This window comes from Stenotrophomonas sp. YJH_SMC_58, from assembly GCF_059369635.1.
This window is the reverse complement of record NZ_JCAFSW010000001.1, coordinates 558,904-576,143: the sequence shown is the minus strand read 5'-3', so window position 1 is coordinate 576,143 and position 17,240 is coordinate 558,904. Positions and strand designations below refer to the sequence as shown.

The 17,240-nt window shown below is 67.1% G+C and carries 14 protein-coding genes; 9 read left to right on the top strand and 5 right to left on the bottom strand.

The genetic code is table 11. The features are described from left to right. The first annotated feature begins 501 nt into the window (after window positions 1-501). A complete protein-coding gene (locus AC5P68_RS02485) occupies window positions 502-684 on the top strand; it encodes a hypothetical protein (RefSeq protein WP_060381103.1) in 183 nt (60 codons plus the stop codon). A gap of 75 nt (window positions 685-759) precedes the next feature. Here the strand turns inward: AC5P68_RS02485 and AC5P68_RS02480 are convergent, their stop codons facing one another. Then, entirely contained in the window at window positions 760-1,503 is a 744-nt protein-coding gene (locus AC5P68_RS02480; RefSeq protein WP_012481280.1) for a proteasome-type protease, read from the bottom strand. Window positions 1,504-1,595: 92 nt separating this feature from the next. Between AC5P68_RS02480 and folK the strand changes: the two genes are divergently transcribed. Then, entirely contained in the window at window positions 1,596-2,081 is a 486-nt protein-coding gene (gene folK / locus AC5P68_RS02475; RefSeq protein ID WP_012481279.1) for a 2-amino-4-hydroxy-6-hydroxymethyldihydropteridine diphosphokinase, read from the top strand. A 31-nt stretch (window positions 2,082-2,112) separates the two neighbouring features. On the opposite strand, the gene AC5P68_RS02470 is transcribed toward folK, so the two are convergent. Further along, window positions 2,113-2,850, bottom strand: a complete 738-nt coding sequence (locus AC5P68_RS02470; RefSeq protein ID WP_005411052.1) for a pteridine reductase — start codon at window positions 2,848-2,850, stop codon at window positions 2,113-2,115. A gap of 59 nt (window positions 2,851-2,909) precedes the next feature. Between AC5P68_RS02470 and AC5P68_RS02465 the strand changes: the two genes are divergently transcribed. Both AC5P68_RS02465 and AC5P68_RS02460 read left to right on the top strand, forming a co-directional pair. Further along, window positions 2,910-4,094, top strand: coding sequence for a class I SAM-dependent methyltransferase (locus tag AC5P68_RS02465; protein ID WP_231522674.1), 1,185 nt, complete (start codon window positions 2,910-2,912; stop codon window positions 4,092-4,094). Further along, window positions 4,091-4,483, top strand: a complete 393-nt coding sequence (locus AC5P68_RS02460) for a VanZ family protein (RefSeq protein WP_231522675.1) — start codon at window positions 4,091-4,093, stop codon at window positions 4,481-4,483. The genes AC5P68_RS02465 and AC5P68_RS02460 overlap by 4 nt, the downstream gene beginning before the upstream one ends. 105 nt (window positions 4,484-4,588) lie before the next feature. On the opposite strand, the gene AC5P68_RS02455 is transcribed toward AC5P68_RS02460, so the two are convergent. The 3 genes from AC5P68_RS02455 to AC5P68_RS02445 form a co-directional block, all read right to left on the bottom strand. Next, window positions 4,589-6,946 carry a beta-N-acetylhexosaminidase gene (locus tag AC5P68_RS02455; RefSeq protein WP_231522676.1) on the bottom strand — a complete coding sequence of 786 codons (2,358 nt, stop codon included), beginning with the start codon at window positions 6,944-6,946 and terminating at the stop codon, window positions 4,589-4,591. Between the two features lie 111 nt (window positions 6,947-7,057). After that, on the bottom strand, window positions 7,058-9,766 hold the full coding sequence (locus AC5P68_RS02450) for a TonB-dependent receptor (RefSeq protein WP_005414491.1): 2,709 nt from the start codon (window positions 9,764-9,766) through the stop codon (window positions 7,058-7,060). A 143-nt stretch (window positions 9,767-9,909) separates the two neighbouring features. Next, window positions 9,910-10,929: a glucokinase family protein gene (locus AC5P68_RS02445; protein WP_024957032.1), complete on the bottom strand. Its 1,020-nt coding sequence runs from the start codon at window positions 10,927-10,929 to the stop codon at window positions 9,910-9,912. Window positions 10,930-11,307: 378 nt separating this feature from the next. On the opposite strand from AC5P68_RS02445, the gene AC5P68_RS02440 reads away from it, so the two are divergent. Genes AC5P68_RS02440 through AC5P68_RS02420 form a run of 5 tightly spaced genes read left to right on the top strand, consistent with a single transcriptional unit; the run spans window position 11,308 to window position 16,955 of the window. Continuing rightward, the gene (locus tag AC5P68_RS02440) at window positions 11,308-12,597 is read left to right on the top strand and encodes a sugar MFS transporter (protein ID WP_049453388.1); all 1,290 of its coding nucleotides are present in this window, start codon (window positions 11,308-11,310) and stop codon (window positions 12,595-12,597) included. A 39-nt stretch (window positions 12,598-12,636) separates the two neighbouring features. Then, a complete protein-coding gene (locus AC5P68_RS02435) occupies window positions 12,637-13,704 on the top strand; it encodes a LacI family DNA-binding transcriptional regulator (RefSeq protein ID WP_005411045.1) in 1,068 nt (355 codons plus the stop codon). Window positions 13,705-13,711: 7 nt separating this feature from the next. Then, a complete protein-coding gene (locus AC5P68_RS02430; RefSeq protein ID WP_005411044.1) occupies window positions 13,712-14,740 on the top strand; it encodes an SIS domain-containing protein in 1,029 nt (342 codons plus the stop codon). Further along, window positions 14,740-15,888 carry an N-acetylglucosamine-6-phosphate deacetylase gene (nagA, locus tag AC5P68_RS02425; RefSeq protein WP_164208321.1) on the top strand — a complete coding sequence of 383 codons (1,149 nt, stop codon included), beginning with the start codon at window positions 14,740-14,742 and terminating at the stop codon, window positions 15,886-15,888. Before AC5P68_RS02430 ends, nagA begins: the two co-directional genes overlap by 1 nt. After that, window positions 15,888-16,955: an acyltransferase family protein gene (locus tag AC5P68_RS02420; protein ID WP_231522677.1), complete on the top strand. Its 1,068-nt coding sequence runs from the start codon at window positions 15,888-15,890 to the stop codon at window positions 16,953-16,955. Before nagA ends, AC5P68_RS02420 begins: the two co-directional genes overlap by 1 nt. Window positions 16,956-17,240 lie beyond the last annotated feature (285 nt).

Below are 17,240 nucleotides of genomic sequence, written 5' to 3'. Positions count from 1 at the left end.
TCAACGCGGTTGCCGGCCAGCGGCCGGCACTACCGTTCGGCAGTTTCCCAGGAGAAGCGTGGCAGGGCGTCCACCGCCTGTTCCAGCCGCTGCAGATGCAGCAGGTCTTCCGCGCCGTGGCCGAAGCGCTGGGCTGATGCCAGGTAGTGCCGGCCGCTGGCCGGCATCCCAGTGTGGTGGAATCAATGCGGTTGCCGGCCAGCGGCCGGCACTACCGTTCGGCAGTTTCCCAGGGGAAGCGTGGCAGGGCGTCCACCGCCTGTTCCAGCCGCTGCAGATGCAGCAGGTCTTCCGCCCGGTGGCCGAAGCGCTGGGCTGATGCCCCGGTAGTGCCGGCCGCTGGCTGGCATCCCTGTGTGGTGGGATCAACGCGGTTGCCGGCCAGCGGCCGACACTACCGCTCGGCAGTTTCCCAGGGGAAGCGTGGCAGGGCGTCCACCGCCCGTTCCAGCCGCTGCAGATGCAGCAGGTCTTCCGCGCGGTGGCCGAAGCGCTGGGCTGATGCCCGGTAGTGCCGGCCGCTGGCCGGCATCCCTGTGTGGTGGGATCAATGCGGTTGCCGGCCAGCGGCCGGCACTACCGTTCGGCAGTTTCCCAGGGGAAGCGTGGCAGGGCGTCCACCGCCTGTTCCAGCCGCTGCAGATGCAGCAGGTCTTCCGCGCCGTGGCCGAAGCGCTGGGCTGATGCCCCGGTAGTGCCGGCCGCTGGCCGGCATCCCTGTGTGGCGGGATCAATGCGGTTGCCGGCCAGCGGCCGGCACTACCGTTCGGCAGTTTCCCAGGGGAAGCGTGGCAGGGCGTCCACCGCCTGCTCCAGGCGCCGTGACCAGTTCTGGTGGATGTCCGCATACAACGTTGAATCCGCGCCGAGCCGCAGCTGCTGCCCGATGCGCAGTTCACCATCACGCAGCAGCGCCAGGTCGATCGGCAGGCCTACCGACAGATTGGAGCGAATGGTCGAATCCAGCGACACGATTGCCGTGCGCGCCGCGTCCTCCAGGCGTGTGGCCGGGCTGAGGATGCGGTCCAGGATGGGCTTGCCGTACTTGGACTCACCGATCTGAAGATAGGGCGTCTCCGGCGAAGCGGCGATGGCGTTGCCGAGCGGGTAGATCATGTACAGCCCGGGCCGCTCGCCCGCGATCTGGCCACCGAAAATCAGCGTCGCCTGGGTGTTGACCCCGTCATGGCCGTGCTCGCTGTGGCTGCTGTGCACCTGGCTGTCCACCAGCAGCTGGCCGACGTACTCGGCAGCTTCGAACAGATGGGTCATGTCGCGCAGGTTGGGCGTGCGCCGTTCACCGGCGTCGCGCCCCAGGCGTGACACCAGCAGCTGGGTGGTGGCCAGGTTGCCAGCCGCCATCAGCACGTAGGCTGCCTGGCCGGGGTACTCGAACACGTGCAGCTTGCGGTGCACGCGCACATCGTCCAGCGAGGCATTGGTCCGGGTGTCGGCAGCGAAGACCAGGCCTTCGTCCACCTCGATTCCAACGCAATAGGTCATGTCGGTGCCCTATCATGTGCGTCCCGGATTGTAGGCAGGCCGCCGTGACGACGGCATGTCCACGCCCCCTCAAGTGCCGTCACCTGAACCGCATGACCACCGTGCTCCTGAGCCTGGGCAGCAACGTCCAGCCCCGCCGCTACCTCCACGCCGCGGTGACGGCCCTGCGCGAGCGCTTTGGCGCACTGCAGGTGTCACCCGCCTACCGTACTGCCGCGGTCGGCTTCGATGGCCCGGCCTTCCTCAACAATGCGGTGGCGATCGAGACCGATCTGCCGCTGCAGGAACTGGACGACTGGCTGCATGCGCTGGAAGACGCGCATGGCCGCGATCGCAGCGGGCCGCGCTTCTCCGACCGGACCCTGGACATCGACGTGGTGTTCTACGGCGACCTGGTGGTGGAAGGCCCCGGCCACCTGCGCATTCCGCGCCCGGAACTGAAGCATGCCTTCGTGCTGAAGCCGCTGGCGGACATCGCGCCGGGCTTCATCGACCCGGTCAGCGGGCAGGACCTGGCCACGCTGTGGCGGGCGCACGCGCAGTTTGGCGAAGCGTTCGAGGTGGTGGACCTGGAATGATGGCGGTTGCCGGCCAGCGGCCGGCACTACCTCAACTGACCGTGCGCCCACCATCCACGCGCAGGGTGTGGCCGGTGACGAAGCTGGCTTCGGCCACCAGCCAGTAGACCGCTTCGGCGATCTCCTCGACCGTGCCGATCCTTGCCAGCGGCGTGCGCGCCAGCAACGCCTCGCGGGCGAAATCGTCCTTGCCCTGCTCCGGCCACAGGATCGCACCCGGGGCCACCGCATTCACACGCACCTTCGGCGCCAGCTCCAATGCCAGCGCGCGGGTGGCCATCTCCAGCGCGGCCTTGGCCATGGTGTAGGCGATGTGGTCGCGCATCGGGTCGGTGCCATGCAGGTCGGTCAGGTTGACGATGCAGCCCTGCTGGCGGCGCAGGTAGGGCGCCGCCGCCTGTGACAGCAGCAGCGGCGCGCGTGCATTGACCGCATACAGCTCGTCCATTGCCTCGGCGGTGACCTGGCCGAGCGGGGTGGGGAAGAAGTTGGAGGCGTTGTTGACCAGCGCGTCCAGTCGGCCGAAGTGGGTGACCGCCTGTTCCACCAGGTCGGCCAGGGCGTCGGCGTCACGCAGGTCGGCCTGCAGGGCCAGCACGCTGCCCGGGCGCACGTTGTCGAAATCGAACGCGGCCTGCTGCAGCTCGGCGCTGGAGGTATTGGCGTGCAGCACCACCGACCAGCCACAGGCGTGGAACTGGCGGGCGATGGCCGCACCGATCCGGCGCGCGCTGCCGGTGATCAGGACCACGGGGTGGGTATCGCTCATCGAGGGTCCTCCAAGGCTCGGCTATCCTGTGCACCATTGTCACCGCATTCGAAGACGCCATGCAGCCCACCTTCCCCCTGCCCGAAGCCGATGCCCTGGCCCATAGCGACCAGCTGGCGGCCGCCCTGCGCGCCGAGATCCTTGCCCAGGGCGGGGCGATGCCGTTCTCGCGCTTCATGGAGCTCTGCCTGTATACCCCCGGCTGGGGCTATTACAGCGCCGGCGCCAGCAAGTTCGGTGGCAGTGGCGACTTCACCACCGCGCCCGAGCTCGGCAGCCTGTTCGCCGGCAGCGTGGCCAATGCGCTGGCGCCGGTGTTTGCCCAGCTGGGTGCGCAGGCGCGGATGCTGGAACTGGGCGGCGGTACCGGCGCCTTTGCCGAGGCGGTGCTGCTGCGCCTGGCCGAGCTGGATGCGCTGCCGTCGCGCTACGCCATCCTGGAACCCAGTGCCGATCTGCGCGAGCGCCAGCAGCAGCGCTTGCAGCAGAACCTGCCGGCCGAGCTGGCCGCGCACGTGGACTGGGTCGACCGCCCGTTCGAGGAGGACTGGGAAGGCGTGGTGTTCGCCAACGAGGTGATCGACGCGCTGCCGACCCCGCGCTTCCTGATCCGGGATGGCGAGGTCTACGAGGAAACCGTCGAGCTGGACGCCGAGGGCAACTTCATCCGTGGCGCGCAGCCGGCCGACATCCTGCTCAACGGTGCGGTGCGCCATATCGAGCGCTACCTGGAAAAGCCTTTCGCCGAGGGCTACCGTTCTGAAGTGCTGCCGCAGCTGCCGTACTGGCTGCAGGCGGTGGCCGGTGGCATGCAGCGTGGTGCGATGCTGTTCGTCGACTACGGCTACAGTCGCAGCGAGTTCTACCAGCACGACCGCGACGATGGCACCGTGCGTGCGTTCTACCGCCACCACGTGCACAACGACGTGCACCGCTGGCCGGGGTTGCAGGACATCACCGCGTCGGTGGATTTCACCGCGATGGCCGAGGCCGGCATGCACGGCGGATTCGAGCTGGCCGGCTACTGCAGCCAGGCCAGCTTCCTGCTCGGTAATGGCCTGGACCAGGTGCTGCTGCTGGCCGAGGAACGCACCGATGAGGTCGGCCGCATCCAGCTGCGCGACCAGGTGAAGAAGCTGACCCTGCCGACCGAGATGGGCGAGCGCTTCCAGGCCATCGGCCTGCAGCGTGGCGTCGACTTCGAACCGGCCTTCGAGCTGGGTGACCTGAGCTGGCGCCTGTGAGCGAGGTGTTGCCGGCGATCAAGCCGCTGCGGCGGCCGCGGTTGTGGGCCGGGCTGTGGGCGGCGGCAGTACTGCTGGTGATCGTGGTCTGCCTGATTCCACCGCCGCCGATTCCGTTGCCGGAAAACAGCGACAAGGGCGAGCACTTCCTCGCCTACTTCATCCTGGCCGGCAGCGCGGTGCAGCTGTTCCGTCGGGGCCGCCCGCTGCTGTGGGTGGGCGTGGGCCTGGTGTTGATGGGCATCGGCATCGAATTTGCCCAGGGTGCGCTGACCAGAAACCGCATGGCCGACCCGATGGATGCCATCGCCAACACGGTCGGTGTGCTCGCCGGCATGGCCACCGCACTGACCCCGCTGCGCGACCTGCTGCTGCGCTGGCGCGGGTAAAGGCGTGCCAACCCAGGTTGGCACCTACCCGTAGATCCGCGCCATGCGTAGATGCTCTGCCCGAGGTGCCGACCAAGGCCGGCACCCACCTGGACAGGCCTGCCGTCATTTCCCCGGGGTCACCACATCCAGCACCCACATCGCCGGGCGCGTGTCGCCGGTGAAGTTGATGCACAGGTCACCGCTGCCCTGCGTCCCCTTCGGCAGCGCCGCACGCAGGGTCACGAAGCCATCGGCATCCGGCTTGGCCGGCAACGGCACTTCCGCGAGCACCTTGCCGCTGCAGTCGCCACGACGCACCTGCATCTCGCCGTGCGCGCGCTTGGCCTTCTCGAAGCGACGCTTGGATTCATCGTGGGCAAGCTGGAAGTAGTACGGAATACGCCCCGCGCGGACTTCCAGGCTGCCGATGCCGTCCAGCTGTGCCTGCGGCCAGCGCCAGCACGGCTGGAAGATGTCCACGTTGAACACCGCACGGTTGCCTTCGCGTGGGCCATCGTCTTCCAGGCGCAGCACCAGGCCCTTCTTGCCCACGCAGCTGAGCAGCTCATCGCTGCGGCGGCTGAGCAGCGACTGTGCGGTGAAGGTGGCAATGGTCGGTTTCGCCGCCAGCATCTGGCCCTGGTAGAACGCGGCAGCCTGCACGGTGGTTGGCAGTTTTCCGGTCAGTGGCTGCTGGTACAGCGGTGACTGCGCGCTCACCGGTTGCCCATCGGTGCTGTAGCGCACTTCATAGCCCAGCGGATTGGCCAGCGACACCGTCACCGTGTTGTCCGCACGATTGTCGGTGTAGGCCACGCCCACTTCGAACGGGGTCTGCGCATAGGCCAGGCCCCAGGCACGGTAGCGCTGCAACTGGGACGGCAGGCGCGCGAGGAAATCGCGGAAATCGCGATGTTCCGGCGTGCTCCAGCCGGTCTCGGCCACGGCGGCCAGGCGTGGGAACAGGTTGTGCTGCAGGCGTGCGTAGCTGCGTGTGTGCTCGGTGAACATGTTGGCCTGCAGGCCGAGGATGTGCCCGCGCTTGTCAGCGGCCAGCTCGGCCGGCACCGGCTCGAAGTTGTACAGCTTGCCGAGGTTGACCTGGGTCGGGCGGCCGGGCGGTTCGTTCGGCGAGGCCGTCTGCAGGTAATCCAGATAGAGGTAGCCGACCGGCGACATGATCACGTCATGGCCGGCGCTGGCCGCAGCCAGTCCGCCTTCGGTGCCCTGCCAGGACATCACCGTGGCCTGCGGCGGCAGCCCGCCTTCGAGGATCTCATCCCAGCCGATCAGGCGCCGGTCGTGCTCCTCCAGGAAGGTCTCCAGGCGCTTGATGATGTGGCTCTGCATGGCCATTTCATCCTTGATGCCCAGCGCACGCATGCGATGCTGCACCTGCTTCGACGCTTCCCACTGGTCCTTCACTGCTTCGTCGCCACCGACGTGCACGTACTTGGCCGGGAACAGGTCGATCACTTCTTCCAGCACGTTTTCCAAGAAGGTGACGGTGCTGTCTTCAGTGTTGAACAGGTTGGGGAACACGCCCCATTCGCTGATCGGCTTCAACGGCGTATCGATGGTGCCCAGCTCCGGATACGCAGCAATCGCGGCAGTCGCGTGGCCCGGCACATCGATTTCCGGAATCACCTGGATATGCAGCTTCGCCGCATAGGCAATCACTTCGCGGATCTGGTCCTGCGTGTAGAAGCCGCAATACGGATGCTCCTTGCCAGTGACCGCATCGATGCCACCGTCGCCGGCCGGCAGGCGGCAGCTGCCCACTTCGGTCAGCTTCGGGTAGCGCTTGATCTCCATGCGCCAGCCCTGGTCGTCGGTGAGGTGCCAGTGGAAGGTGTTGAGCTTGTGCGCGGCCATCGCGTCGAGCACGCGCTTGATCTCGTCCAGGCTCTGGAAGTGACGTGCCGAATCGAGCATGAAACCGCGCCAGCTGAAGCGTGGCGCGTCCTGGATCTGCACCGCCGGCAGCACGCCATTGCTGCCGCCGGTGGCGAGCTGGGCGAGGGTGGTCGCGCCGTAGAACAGGCCGGTTTCGTTGCCGGCCTGGATCAGCACGCCCTGCGCGGTGCTCTCCAGCGTGTAGCTTTCGCCGCTGTCGCGGAAGGTGGGCACGATCTGGAAGCGGATGCTGCCCGACGTGCCTGCCGCCTTGCCCCTGGCTGGTGCAAGGCGCGGACCACCGCTGCGGGCCAGCAGATCGGCGAACTGGCTGGCGACGCGCTGCGCGGCTTCGCCTTCGGCCTGCAGCACGGTGTCGGCGCTTACGGTGATGCCGCTGCCCTGGCCGCGCTGCACGGTGGCCGGGGCAGGAATCAGCATCAGGCTGCCGGCGCGCAGCAGGGGGCCGGGTGCTTCAGTGGCGGGCGTGGGGTCGGCGGCAAGTGCCGGCAGTGCCGGCAACAGGGCGAGCAGGCTGCCCAGCAGCACTGCGCTGCGCATCCGGGCGCGGGAAGGCTTGACCATCGGTACGACTCCTTGGAACGGTGCGATGAACGCTATACATGAAAAACGCCGGGCCCGGAATGACCCAGGCCCGGCGTGCGTGCACGACTCGGCGATGTTGCCGCCGCTGGATCAGTACTTGAAGCGGAAGTTGAGGTAGTACTGGCGACCGTTGCTGTAGAACGAGGTCGGGATGGCCGCGGTCTGGTAGTACTTGTAGGTCGGGTTGTTGAGGTTGAGCGCATCGAAGCTGATGCTCAGCCAGTCGGTGGCCTTGTAGCTCAGCGACGCCGACAGGGTGCCGAAGTCATCCTGGTAGTACGGGTTGGCGCCGGACAGGCCGATCAGGAACGACGAACGGCGGGTGTAGCTGACGCGTGCACCGAAGGTATCGTTCTCGAAGTAGGCACCGACGTTGTAGGTGTTCTTCGAAGTGCCCAGCAGGTTGTCGCTGCCATCGGCCCAGGTGTGGTCCGTGCTGCCATCGGCGTAGGTGTAGTTGGCATTGACACCGAAGTACTCGCCGATCGGCTGCTCATAGGCCACTTCGATACCGCGCACCTTGCCGTCGGCATTGCGCGGGCGGGAGATGTTGTACTCCTCGAGACGGTTGGTCAGCTCGCTGAACAGCATTTCCTTCTCGGTGCTGAAGGCGACGTAGTCCTTCAGGCGCATCGAGTAGGCACCGATCGACAACATGCCGCGCGGCATGAAATACCACTCCAGGTTGGCGTCGAAGTTGGTCGACACCACCGGCTTCAACTTCGGATTGCCGCCACCGCCGGTCCGGTTCAGGTCCGAACCGTACGACGAGGCACCCAGTGCCGAGAAGTCCGGCAGGGTCTGGGTCTGCGAGGCGGCCACGCGCAGCACCAGGTCGTCACGCAGGTCGTACTTGAAGTTGGCGCTCGGCAGCACACGGTTGTGCTTGTTCTCGAAAGCTTCGCGGGTCCACGCGCCGAACAGGCTGCTAACGTCCGGCACGGTCGAGCCGGTGGCGGCGGCGTAGGTATCGATATCCTGCTTGATGTTGACGTAGCGCAGGCCGACATTGCCGCTCCAGCGGTCGCCGCTGAAGTTGCCCTGTACGTAGGCAGCGAAGTTCTTCTCGGACACCGTCCACTCGGCGCCGTAGTTGTGGCGGCCGGTCGGGCCGTCATTGCCGGACAGCCAGGTGGAGTTGTTGGTCACTGCTTCCTTCAGTGCGCCCGGGGTGAAGTACCACAGGTCACGCGGGAAGCTGCCACCGATGCCGTTGGCGAACCCACCGGGGAAGTTGGCGGTGGCGCCGTTCTTCAGCGCATTCCAGATCGCGCCCGGGGTTGCGCCTTCCGGCGATTTGGCCTCGCGCTTGTGGTCGCCGAAGCGGGCGCCGAAATCAATCGAGTTCAGTACGCCAGCGTCGGCGAAGTACTGGTTGAAATCGAGCGTGGCCCACTTTTCCTTGTCGATCGCGGTGACCTGCTGGTTGCCCCAGGTGCCGAAGTCGGTCACGCCGCTCGGGCCGATGTTGCCACCGACGTTCCAGTCGATCGGCGAGCCGTTGCCGTGGGTTGCCCAGGTGGCGCCGCCACCACGGGCCAGGTTGACTTCGGCGATGTACTGGCGCGGCGTTTCGCCGGTGCCCTTGGTGCTGCCAGCCTGGAATTTCATGCCCAGGTTGTCGCTGATCTGCCAGTCGGCATCGAAGGTGATGTAGTTGGTCTTGGCCTTCGACTCGCGGTAGATCATGTCGTACACCGCGTAGTCGCGGTCGGCCTGGCCGGCGAAGGTGGCGTTGGACAGCACGCCATCCTTGATGACGTAACCCGGATTCGGGGCCTGGCCCGGAATCAGGATCTTGTTGCCATTGGCATCTTCAACGGTGCGGTCATTGAGGATGCGGCCACCCCACAGCATGAAGTTGCGGTTGTAGTTGTTCGCCTTCAGTTCCGAGCTGAAGCCTTCCAGGCCCAGGGTCAGGTTGTCCATCGGCTTGAACTGCAGCGACACCAGGCCGCCCTTGCGCTCGCGGGTCTGTTCGAACAGGGTCGAGCCGAGCAGGCCCGGGGCATAGACGCCGGCCAGGTCCGGGTTGGACTTGGCCACGGTGCCATTCGGATCGATCTGGAAGAAACCGCCCGGGATTTCCTGCGCTTCGCGGCGCAGCTCGCGCTTCTGGCTGAAGGCCTGCACCATCACGCCGAAGTTGCCTTCGTCGTTCTTGTAGTTGAACAGTGCCGACAGCTGCGGGTCGTTGGACTTGGCCTGGTCCGAACGCACCATGCCGATGGAGCCTTCCGCAGTGAGCTGCTTGGAGAATTCCAGCGGCTTGCGGGTGAGGATGTTGACGGTACCGGTGGTGCCGCCGTCCTGCAGCTTGGCCTGCGAGGACTTGTTCACTTCCACCGAGCGCACCAGTTCCGACGGCAGCAACGAGTAGCTGACGCTGCGGCCGACGTTGTTGCCCTGGCTGAGCACGAACCAGTCGGCGGTGCCGACGGTGTGGCCGTTGATCAGGGTCTGGGTCAGGCTCGGGCTGGTACCACGCAGGCTGACACGGTCGGCTTCGTCGAAGCCGCCTTCGTCGGCGCTGGACGAGCTGATGTTCACGCCCGGCAGGCGCTGCAGGGTGTCGGCGACGTTGTGCGCGGGCAGCTTGCCCACGTCTTCGGCGGTGACCACTTCCACGCGCGCATTGGCTTCGCGCTTGGTGTCCAGCGATTTTTCCATCGACCCACGGATGCCGGTGACCTGCACGGTATCCAGGTCGGTGGCGGTCTGGGCGGCCTGCTGCGCATGTGCACTGAAGGCGATGCAGCTGACGATGGCGGCCGAAAGCAGGGTCTTGCGGGTGTTCATGATGTCTCTCCTCATCACTCGATTGGATGCCGGCGGCGGTGTTCGATTACGGTTGCGATGACATGCGCGGGGCGGCGGCGAAGTCCCGTGCGTTGGCGTGCCACGTACTGCGTGCTGCGATTGCGTTGAAGCCTGTTGCGGTGTCAGGCGGCCGACTGCTGCTGCAGGTACCAGCTGGCAGCGCCGACCACGCCCAGCTGGCCGTGCTCGACCACCTTCACCGGGATGCGTGCCAGCGCTTCGCCCATCGGCCCCTTCTGCAGGTAGCGTTCGACGAAGGTACTGGCGTGCAGGTACTCGCGGATCTGCGGCAGGATGCCGCCGGCCAGGTAGACGCCACCGTGGGCGCCGTAGAACAGCGCCATGTCGCCGATGGTGCTGCCGAGCAGGCCGCAGAACACATCCAGCGCCTGGCGCGCATGTGCATCGCTGTCGGCCATGGCCGCAGCGGTGACCGCGTCGGGGCTGGCCAGGGTCGGCGCCTGGCCCTGCAGCGCGCATACCGCGCGGTACAGGTTCATCAGGCCCGGGCCGGAGATCGCATGTTCGATCGACACGTGCGCGCGGTCGCGCTGCATGTGGCGGACGATGGCCATTTCCAGTTCGGTGCTGGCGGCCAGGGTCGGCTGGCCGGCTTCGGTCGGGAGCACCACCGGGCCGTGCGCGGTGGGGATCCACAGTGCGGCGCCGAGGCCGGTACCGGGGCCGACCACCAGGGTCGGGCCGCGGGCGGCGGTTTCCGGTCCGCACAGGTGCAGCACGCCACTGGCGTCAACCTGCGCGGCGGCATAGGCCACGGCTTCGAAGTCGTTGACGATGAAGACCCGCTGCAGGCCGACGTCGGCTTCCACCTGGCGCGCCGACAGCGGCCACGGCAGGTTGGCGGTGATCACCGTGCCGTCCTCGCGGGCGTAGCCGGCACTGGCGACCACGCAGTGCGTGGGCCGCGGGCCTTCGCCGAGGAAGTCGGACAGGATCGCGCTGAGGCCTGCATGGTCGGCGTTGCGGTACTTGCGGTACTCCAGCACCTGCACCGGATGGGCGGCATCACCGCTGGCCTGGACCCGGGCCACGCGCACATGGGTGCCACCGACGTCGGCGGCCAGGAACGAGGGCGCGATTCGGGACAGGACATGGGCCGGGGCGGGGTGGCTGGCGGTCACGCGGGCTCCTGCTGCAGGTGGGGCCGTCCCCAAGGTTCGAGGGCGGCGATTGGGGCGGAGTCTGTAACCGCGCTGACAACGATGTCAACGAGTTCGTGACACTTTCGTTGCTGCGTCGCAACGAATGCGGCGTGCAGTAAACGTTTACATGGCGTGAGCATGGGTTTCACGCTGGAACCGTTGCTGCACGGGGCTCAAGGGCTGCGGCGCATTCAGCACGACCCGCTGCCATCGGGTTGCGCAGTGCAGCACGAGGTTCACGCGGCCTCGCGGGGAAGTTGACAAACCTCGGTTGTCCATCGAAAGAATGTGACAACGTTGTTCCCAGCCACTCTCCGACGCCGCGTGCTGCGGCCGTCGCCGCAGGAGCCCTTCCCGATGTCCGCCGTCTCCGCTGCAAGCGTGCGCCCGAACGTGGCCACCTCCATCGCCATCGTCGGCGTGCTGTTCTTCCTGATCGGCTTCTTCACCTGGCTCAACGGCCCGCTGATCACCTTCGTCAAGCTCGCCTTCGAACTCAGCGAGGTCGGCGCCTTCCTGGTGCTGATGGTGTTCTACCTGTCCTACTTCTTCCTGGCCCTGCCGTCATCGTGGATCCTGCGCCGCACCGGTATGAAGAAGGGCCTGAGCCTGAGCCTGCTGGTGATGGCCGGTGGCGCCGCGCTGTTCGGCGAATTCGCCACCCAGCGCTGGTACCCCGGCGCACTGGGCGGCCTGTTCGTGATCGGCAGCGGCCTGGCCCTGCTGCAGACGGCCATCAACCCGTACATCTCCATCCTTGGGCCGATCGAAACGGCGGCGCGGCGCATCGCGTTGATGGGTATCTGCAACAAGATCGCCGGCATGCTGGCGCCGGTGCTGATCGGCACCGTAGTGCTGCACGGCATCGGCGACCTGTCGGCCAGCGTGGCCGCGGCCGACGAAGCCACCAAGGCACAGCTGCTCAACGAATTCGCCGCCAAGATCCACGCGCCGTACCTGGCCATGGCCGGCCTGCTGGTGCTGCTGGCGGTGGCCGTGCTGTTCTCGCCGCTGCCGGAAATCAAGTCGTCCGAAGCCAATGCCACGCCGGTTGCGGCCGGTGCCGCCGAACGGCGCAGCATCTTCCAGTTTCCGCACCTGTGGCTGGGCGTGCTGTGCCTGTTCGTCTACGTGGGCGTGGAGGTGATGGCCGGCGATGCCATCGGTACCTACGGCCACGGCTTCGACCTGCCACTGGACCAGACCAAGATGTTCACCTCGCTTACCTTGGGCGCAATGCTGGTCGGTTACGTGGTCGGCCTGCTGCTGATCCCCAAGGTTGTCTCGCAGTCGCGCTACCTGACCATTTCGGCGGTGCTGGGCGTGGTGTTCTGCCTTGGCGCCTGGGCCACCCACGGCTATGTGTCGGTAGCCTTCGTGGCCCTGCTGGGCTTTGCCAACGCCATGATGTGGCCGGCCATCTTCCCGCTGGCGATCCGTGGCCTGGGCCGCTTCACCGAAACCGGCTCGGCCCTGCTGGTGATGGGCATCGCCGGTGGCGCGATCATTCCGCAGCTGTTCGCCCTGCTCAAGCAGCACATCGATTTCCAGCTGACCTTCGTGCTGCTGATGGTGCCGTGCTACCTGTACATCCTGTTCTATTCGGTGATCGGGCATCGCGCCGGCCTGCCGCAGGACAAGGCCTGATCGGCGATGATGGACGGCAGCCAACCCCAGGGAAAACCCATGCGCAGAGCGACCATCAAGGACGTTGCGGAGAAAGCCAAGGTCTCGCTGAAGACGGTCTCGCGCGTGATCAACAACGAGCCCTCGGTGATGCAGGCCACCCGCGCGCGGGTGCTGCGTGCCATCGCCGAGCTCGACTACGAACCCGATCCGTCCGCGCGCAACCTGCGCAGCGGCACCACCTTCGTGATCGGGCTGGTCTACGACAACCCGAACCCATACCACATCATCGGCGTGCAGAACGGCGTGCTCGCCGCCTGCCGCGAGACCGGGTTCGGGCTGCAGATCCATCCCTGCGATTCCAGCTCGCCGCTGCTGGCCGATGAACTGGCCGACTGGGTGCAGCGTTCGCGCCTGGCCGGGCTGGTGCTGACCGCACCGATGTCCGAGCGCCGCGACCTGATCCAGGCGCTGACCGCGCGCGGCATCAAGCTGGTGCGCATCATCGCTGCCACCGAAGACCCGGCCGATGGCGCCTGTGTGTTCGTGGACGACCGCGAGGCCGCCTACGAGATCACCGAGCACCTGATCCAGCTGGGCCACCAGCGCATCGGCTTCCTCTGGGGCGGCAGCTCGCACCGGTCTTCGGGCGAACGCTATGCCGGTTACGAAGCCGCGCTGAAGGACTACGGCATGACCGTGGACAAGCATCTGGTGGTGCAAGGCGACTACACCTTCGATGACGGTTTCCGCGGTGCGCGCCGCCTGCTGGCGCTGCGCGAGCCGCCCACCGCCATCTTCGGTTCCAACGACGAAATCGCCGCCGGCGTACTGGCCGCCGCCAAGTCGGCCGGCATGAACGTGCCCTACGACCTGTCCATCGCCGGTTTCGAGGACAGCCCGTTCTCGCGCCAGTCGTGGCCGCCGCTGACCACGGCCAAGCAGGCCACCGAAGACATCGCCCGCCACGCCGCGCGCCTGCTGATCGCGCAGCTGCGCAGCGATGCCTACGACGACGCGCCGGCGCCGCTGCACAACCAGGGCTTCGTGCCGCAGCTGGTTGTGCGTGGTTCGACCGCGCCGATGCGCCCCGCCGGCGCACGCCCCCTTCCTTCCGATCCTGCCTGAGCCTGCCATGTCGCTGTCAGACCCCACGTCCACCCTGATGTTCGCCGAGGCCGCTGAAGCGGCCGACGTGGTCGCGCGCCAGTTCTCGCGCAACCACGCCACCATGGAAACCCTGGCCGCCAGCCTGCGTGCTGCACCGCCGCCGTTCGTGGTCACCTGTGCACGCGGCAGCTCCGACCACGCCGCCACCTATGGCAAGTATCTGCTGGAAACCCAGCTGGGCCTGGTGGTCGCGTCGGCCTCGCCATCGGTGGGGTCGGTCTACGCCGCACCATTGCAGCTGCGCGGCGCACTGTTCATCGTCATCTCGCAGTCGGGCAAGAGCCCGGACCTGCTGCGCAACGCCGAGGCCGCCAAGGCGGCCGGTGCGCGCGTGATCGCGCTGGTCAACGTCGAGGATTCACCGCTGGCGCAGCTGGCCGACACGGTCATTCCGCTGCACGCGGGTGCCGAAAAGAGCGTGGCGGCGACCAAGAGTTACCTGGCGTCGCTGGCCGCGCTGCTGCAGCTGGCCGCGTACTGGAAGCAGGACAGCAGCCTGCGCGCGGCGCTGGACCTGCTGCCCGACGCGCTGCGTGAGGCGTGGCAGTGCGACTGGAGCGCGGTGACCGAAGGCCTGGTCGAGGCCACCAACCTGTTCGTGCTCGGCCGTGGCCTGGGCCTGGGGGCGGCGCAGGAAGCGGCGCTGAAGTTCAAGGAAACCTGCAGCCTGCATGCCGAAGCCTACAGCTCGGCTGAAGTGAAGCATGGCCCGATGGCGCTGGTCGACCGCGGCTTCCCGGTGCTGGCCTTTGCCCAGCCGGATGAAACCGGCGCCGGCACCCGTGCCGTCGTCGAAGAATTCACCGCGCGTGGCGCACAGGTATGGATGGCCGGTGCTGGCGGCAACCTGCCGGTGGCTGCTGCGCCGCACCCGCTGTGCGCACCGCTGCTGACCGTGCAGAGCTTCTACCGCGCTATCAATGCGCTGGCGCTGCGTCGTGGCTTCAACCCGGACCTGCCGCCGCACCTGAACAAGGTGACGGAGACCGTGTAATGGCGACCGTCCTGCGCAATGCCCGCATCCTGGCGGGCGACGACTTCCGCGATGATCTGGCGCTGGTGATCGAGAACGGTCGCATCAGCGCGCTGTTGCCCGACGCCGCACCGCAGCTCGGCCATGCCGCCGAGCAGGTGGACCTGGGTGGCGGCTGGCTGCTGCCCGGCTTCATCGATGTGCAGGTCAATGGTGGCGGTGGTGCGCTGTTCAACAACACGCCGGACGTGGCGGCACTGCGCACCATCGCGCAGGCGCACCGCCGTTTCGGCACCACGGCGATGCTGCCGACACTGATCAGTGATGACGTGGCAGTGATGCGCGAAGCGATCGCTGCGATGCGCGAGGCGATCACGCAGGGTGTACCAGGCGTGATCGGCATCCACCTGGAAGGCCCGTACATCGCACCGGCGCGCAAGGGCACGCACGATGCCAGCAAGTTCCGCGTGCCGGACGAAGAAGAAATCGCGCTGGCGGCATCGCTGGACAACGGTGTGACCGTGCTGACGCTGGCGCCGGAGCGCGTGCCGCTGGAGACCATCCGTGCGCTGGTCGAGCGTGGCGTGATCGTTGCGGCCGGGCACACCGCAGGTACCTACGAAGCGATCCGTGCCGGCCTGGATGCCGGTGTGCGTGGCTTCACCCACCTGTACAACGCGATGTCGCCGCTGCAGGGCCGTGAGCCCGGTGCGGTGGGCGCCGCATTGGAGGACCGCGACAGCTGGATCGGCATCATCGTTGATGGCGTTCACGTGCACCCGGCCAGCCTGCGCGTGGCGCTGGCGGCCAAGCCGCGAGGCCGCCTGCTGCTGGTGACCGATGCGATGCCGCCGGTCGGTGCCGACGATCCCAGCTACGTGCTGTACGGCGAAACCATTACCGCCGTCGACGGCGTGGTGCGCAATGCTGCCGGTTCGCTGGCCGGCTCGGCGCTGGACATGGGCACCGCGGTGCGCAACACCGTGCAGCTGCTTGGCCAGCCGCTGGCCGAAGCGGCGCGCATGGCATCGACGTACCCAGCGCAGTTCCTCAATGTCGATGATCGCCTGGGCCACATCGCCGAGGGCTACCAGGCCGACCTGGTGCTGCTGGACGACGCCCTGCAGGTGCGGGGTACCTGGATTGCCGGACAGTACGAGGCCGCCTGATGAACAGTTCGCCGCCACGCCGGCTGGGCTCGATCGATGCCCTGCGCGGCATCACCGTGGCGGCGATGCTGCTGGTCAACAATCCGGGCGACTGGAGTGCGGTGTTCGCGCCGCTGCGTCACTCGGAATGGCATGGCTGCACGCCCACCGACCTGGTGTTCCCGTTCTTCCTGTTCCTGGTGGGCGTGTCGATGGCCTTCAGCGTGGCACCGCGCGCGCAGGATGCGGCGGCGCGACCCGCGTTGGCGCGCGGCGTGCTGGAGCGCGCGCTGCGCATCCTGGTGGCCGGTGCGCTGCTGCACCTGCTGATCTGGTGGGCACTGGATACGCGTCACTTCCGCATCTGGGGCGTGCTGCAACGCATCGCGGTGTGTGCGGGGTTGGTGGGCGTACTGGCGGTCTACGCGCGACCACGCGTGCAGGTGGGCGCTTTGATCGCGCTGCTGGTGGGATACACCGTGTTGCTGCTGGGCGGCGGCGACCTGGCGCCGTGGACCAACCCGGCCAGCCGCCTGGATACCGCGCTGTTCGCACCGTGGATCTACCAGTGGCATGCCGATACCGGACTGGGCCATGACCCGGAAGGATTGCTGAGCACGCTGGGGGCGCTGGCCAGTACCGTGCTCGGCCTGCTTGCCGGTGGCCTGCTGCGCAACGGGCGTTCGGCGGCATTGGCAGGGCTGGGCGTGGCGACCGCTGTGCTGGGCCTGCTGCTGGCCGTGGTTCTGCCGTTGAACAAGCAGCTGTGGACGCCCAGCTACGTGCTGTGGACCGGCGGCCTGGCCGCGCTGGCGCTGTGGCTGGGCCACGTGCTGATCGACCAGAAGGGTTGGCCGGCACTCGGCCGGCGCTTCGGGGTCAATGCGATCACCGCGTACCTGGGGGCATCGGTGATGTCGGTGGTGCTGATGGCCACCGGGATCTGGGGGTGGATCTGGCAGCAGCTGGCCACCGCGATGCCGCAGGCGCTGGAGCTGGCGTCGATGCTGCAGGCGCTGGTGTTCGTCGCACTGTGGTGGGGCGTGGCGTGGTGGCTGGATAAGCGGAAGATCTACCTGAAGATCTGACCCCATCCGCCAACGGCATCCAGGCATGACGTAGATTTACCAGGTGCCGTGAGCGAATCGATTGGCGATGCAGGATCAGTAGATCCACGCCATGCATGGATGCTTTGCGCGTGATTCCGGATGCCGGAAAAAATGAACGATTTCAGCCACATCACATCGGCGTGAGGGCTGGGCGATTTCACATCTGAACTGTGATTTCCCGCACGCAAGTTCACCTATCGAAATGGTTCACCACACGGCAGACTGCAAGCGCCGTGCCGCACATACGCAGTTCCTGATTGCCCG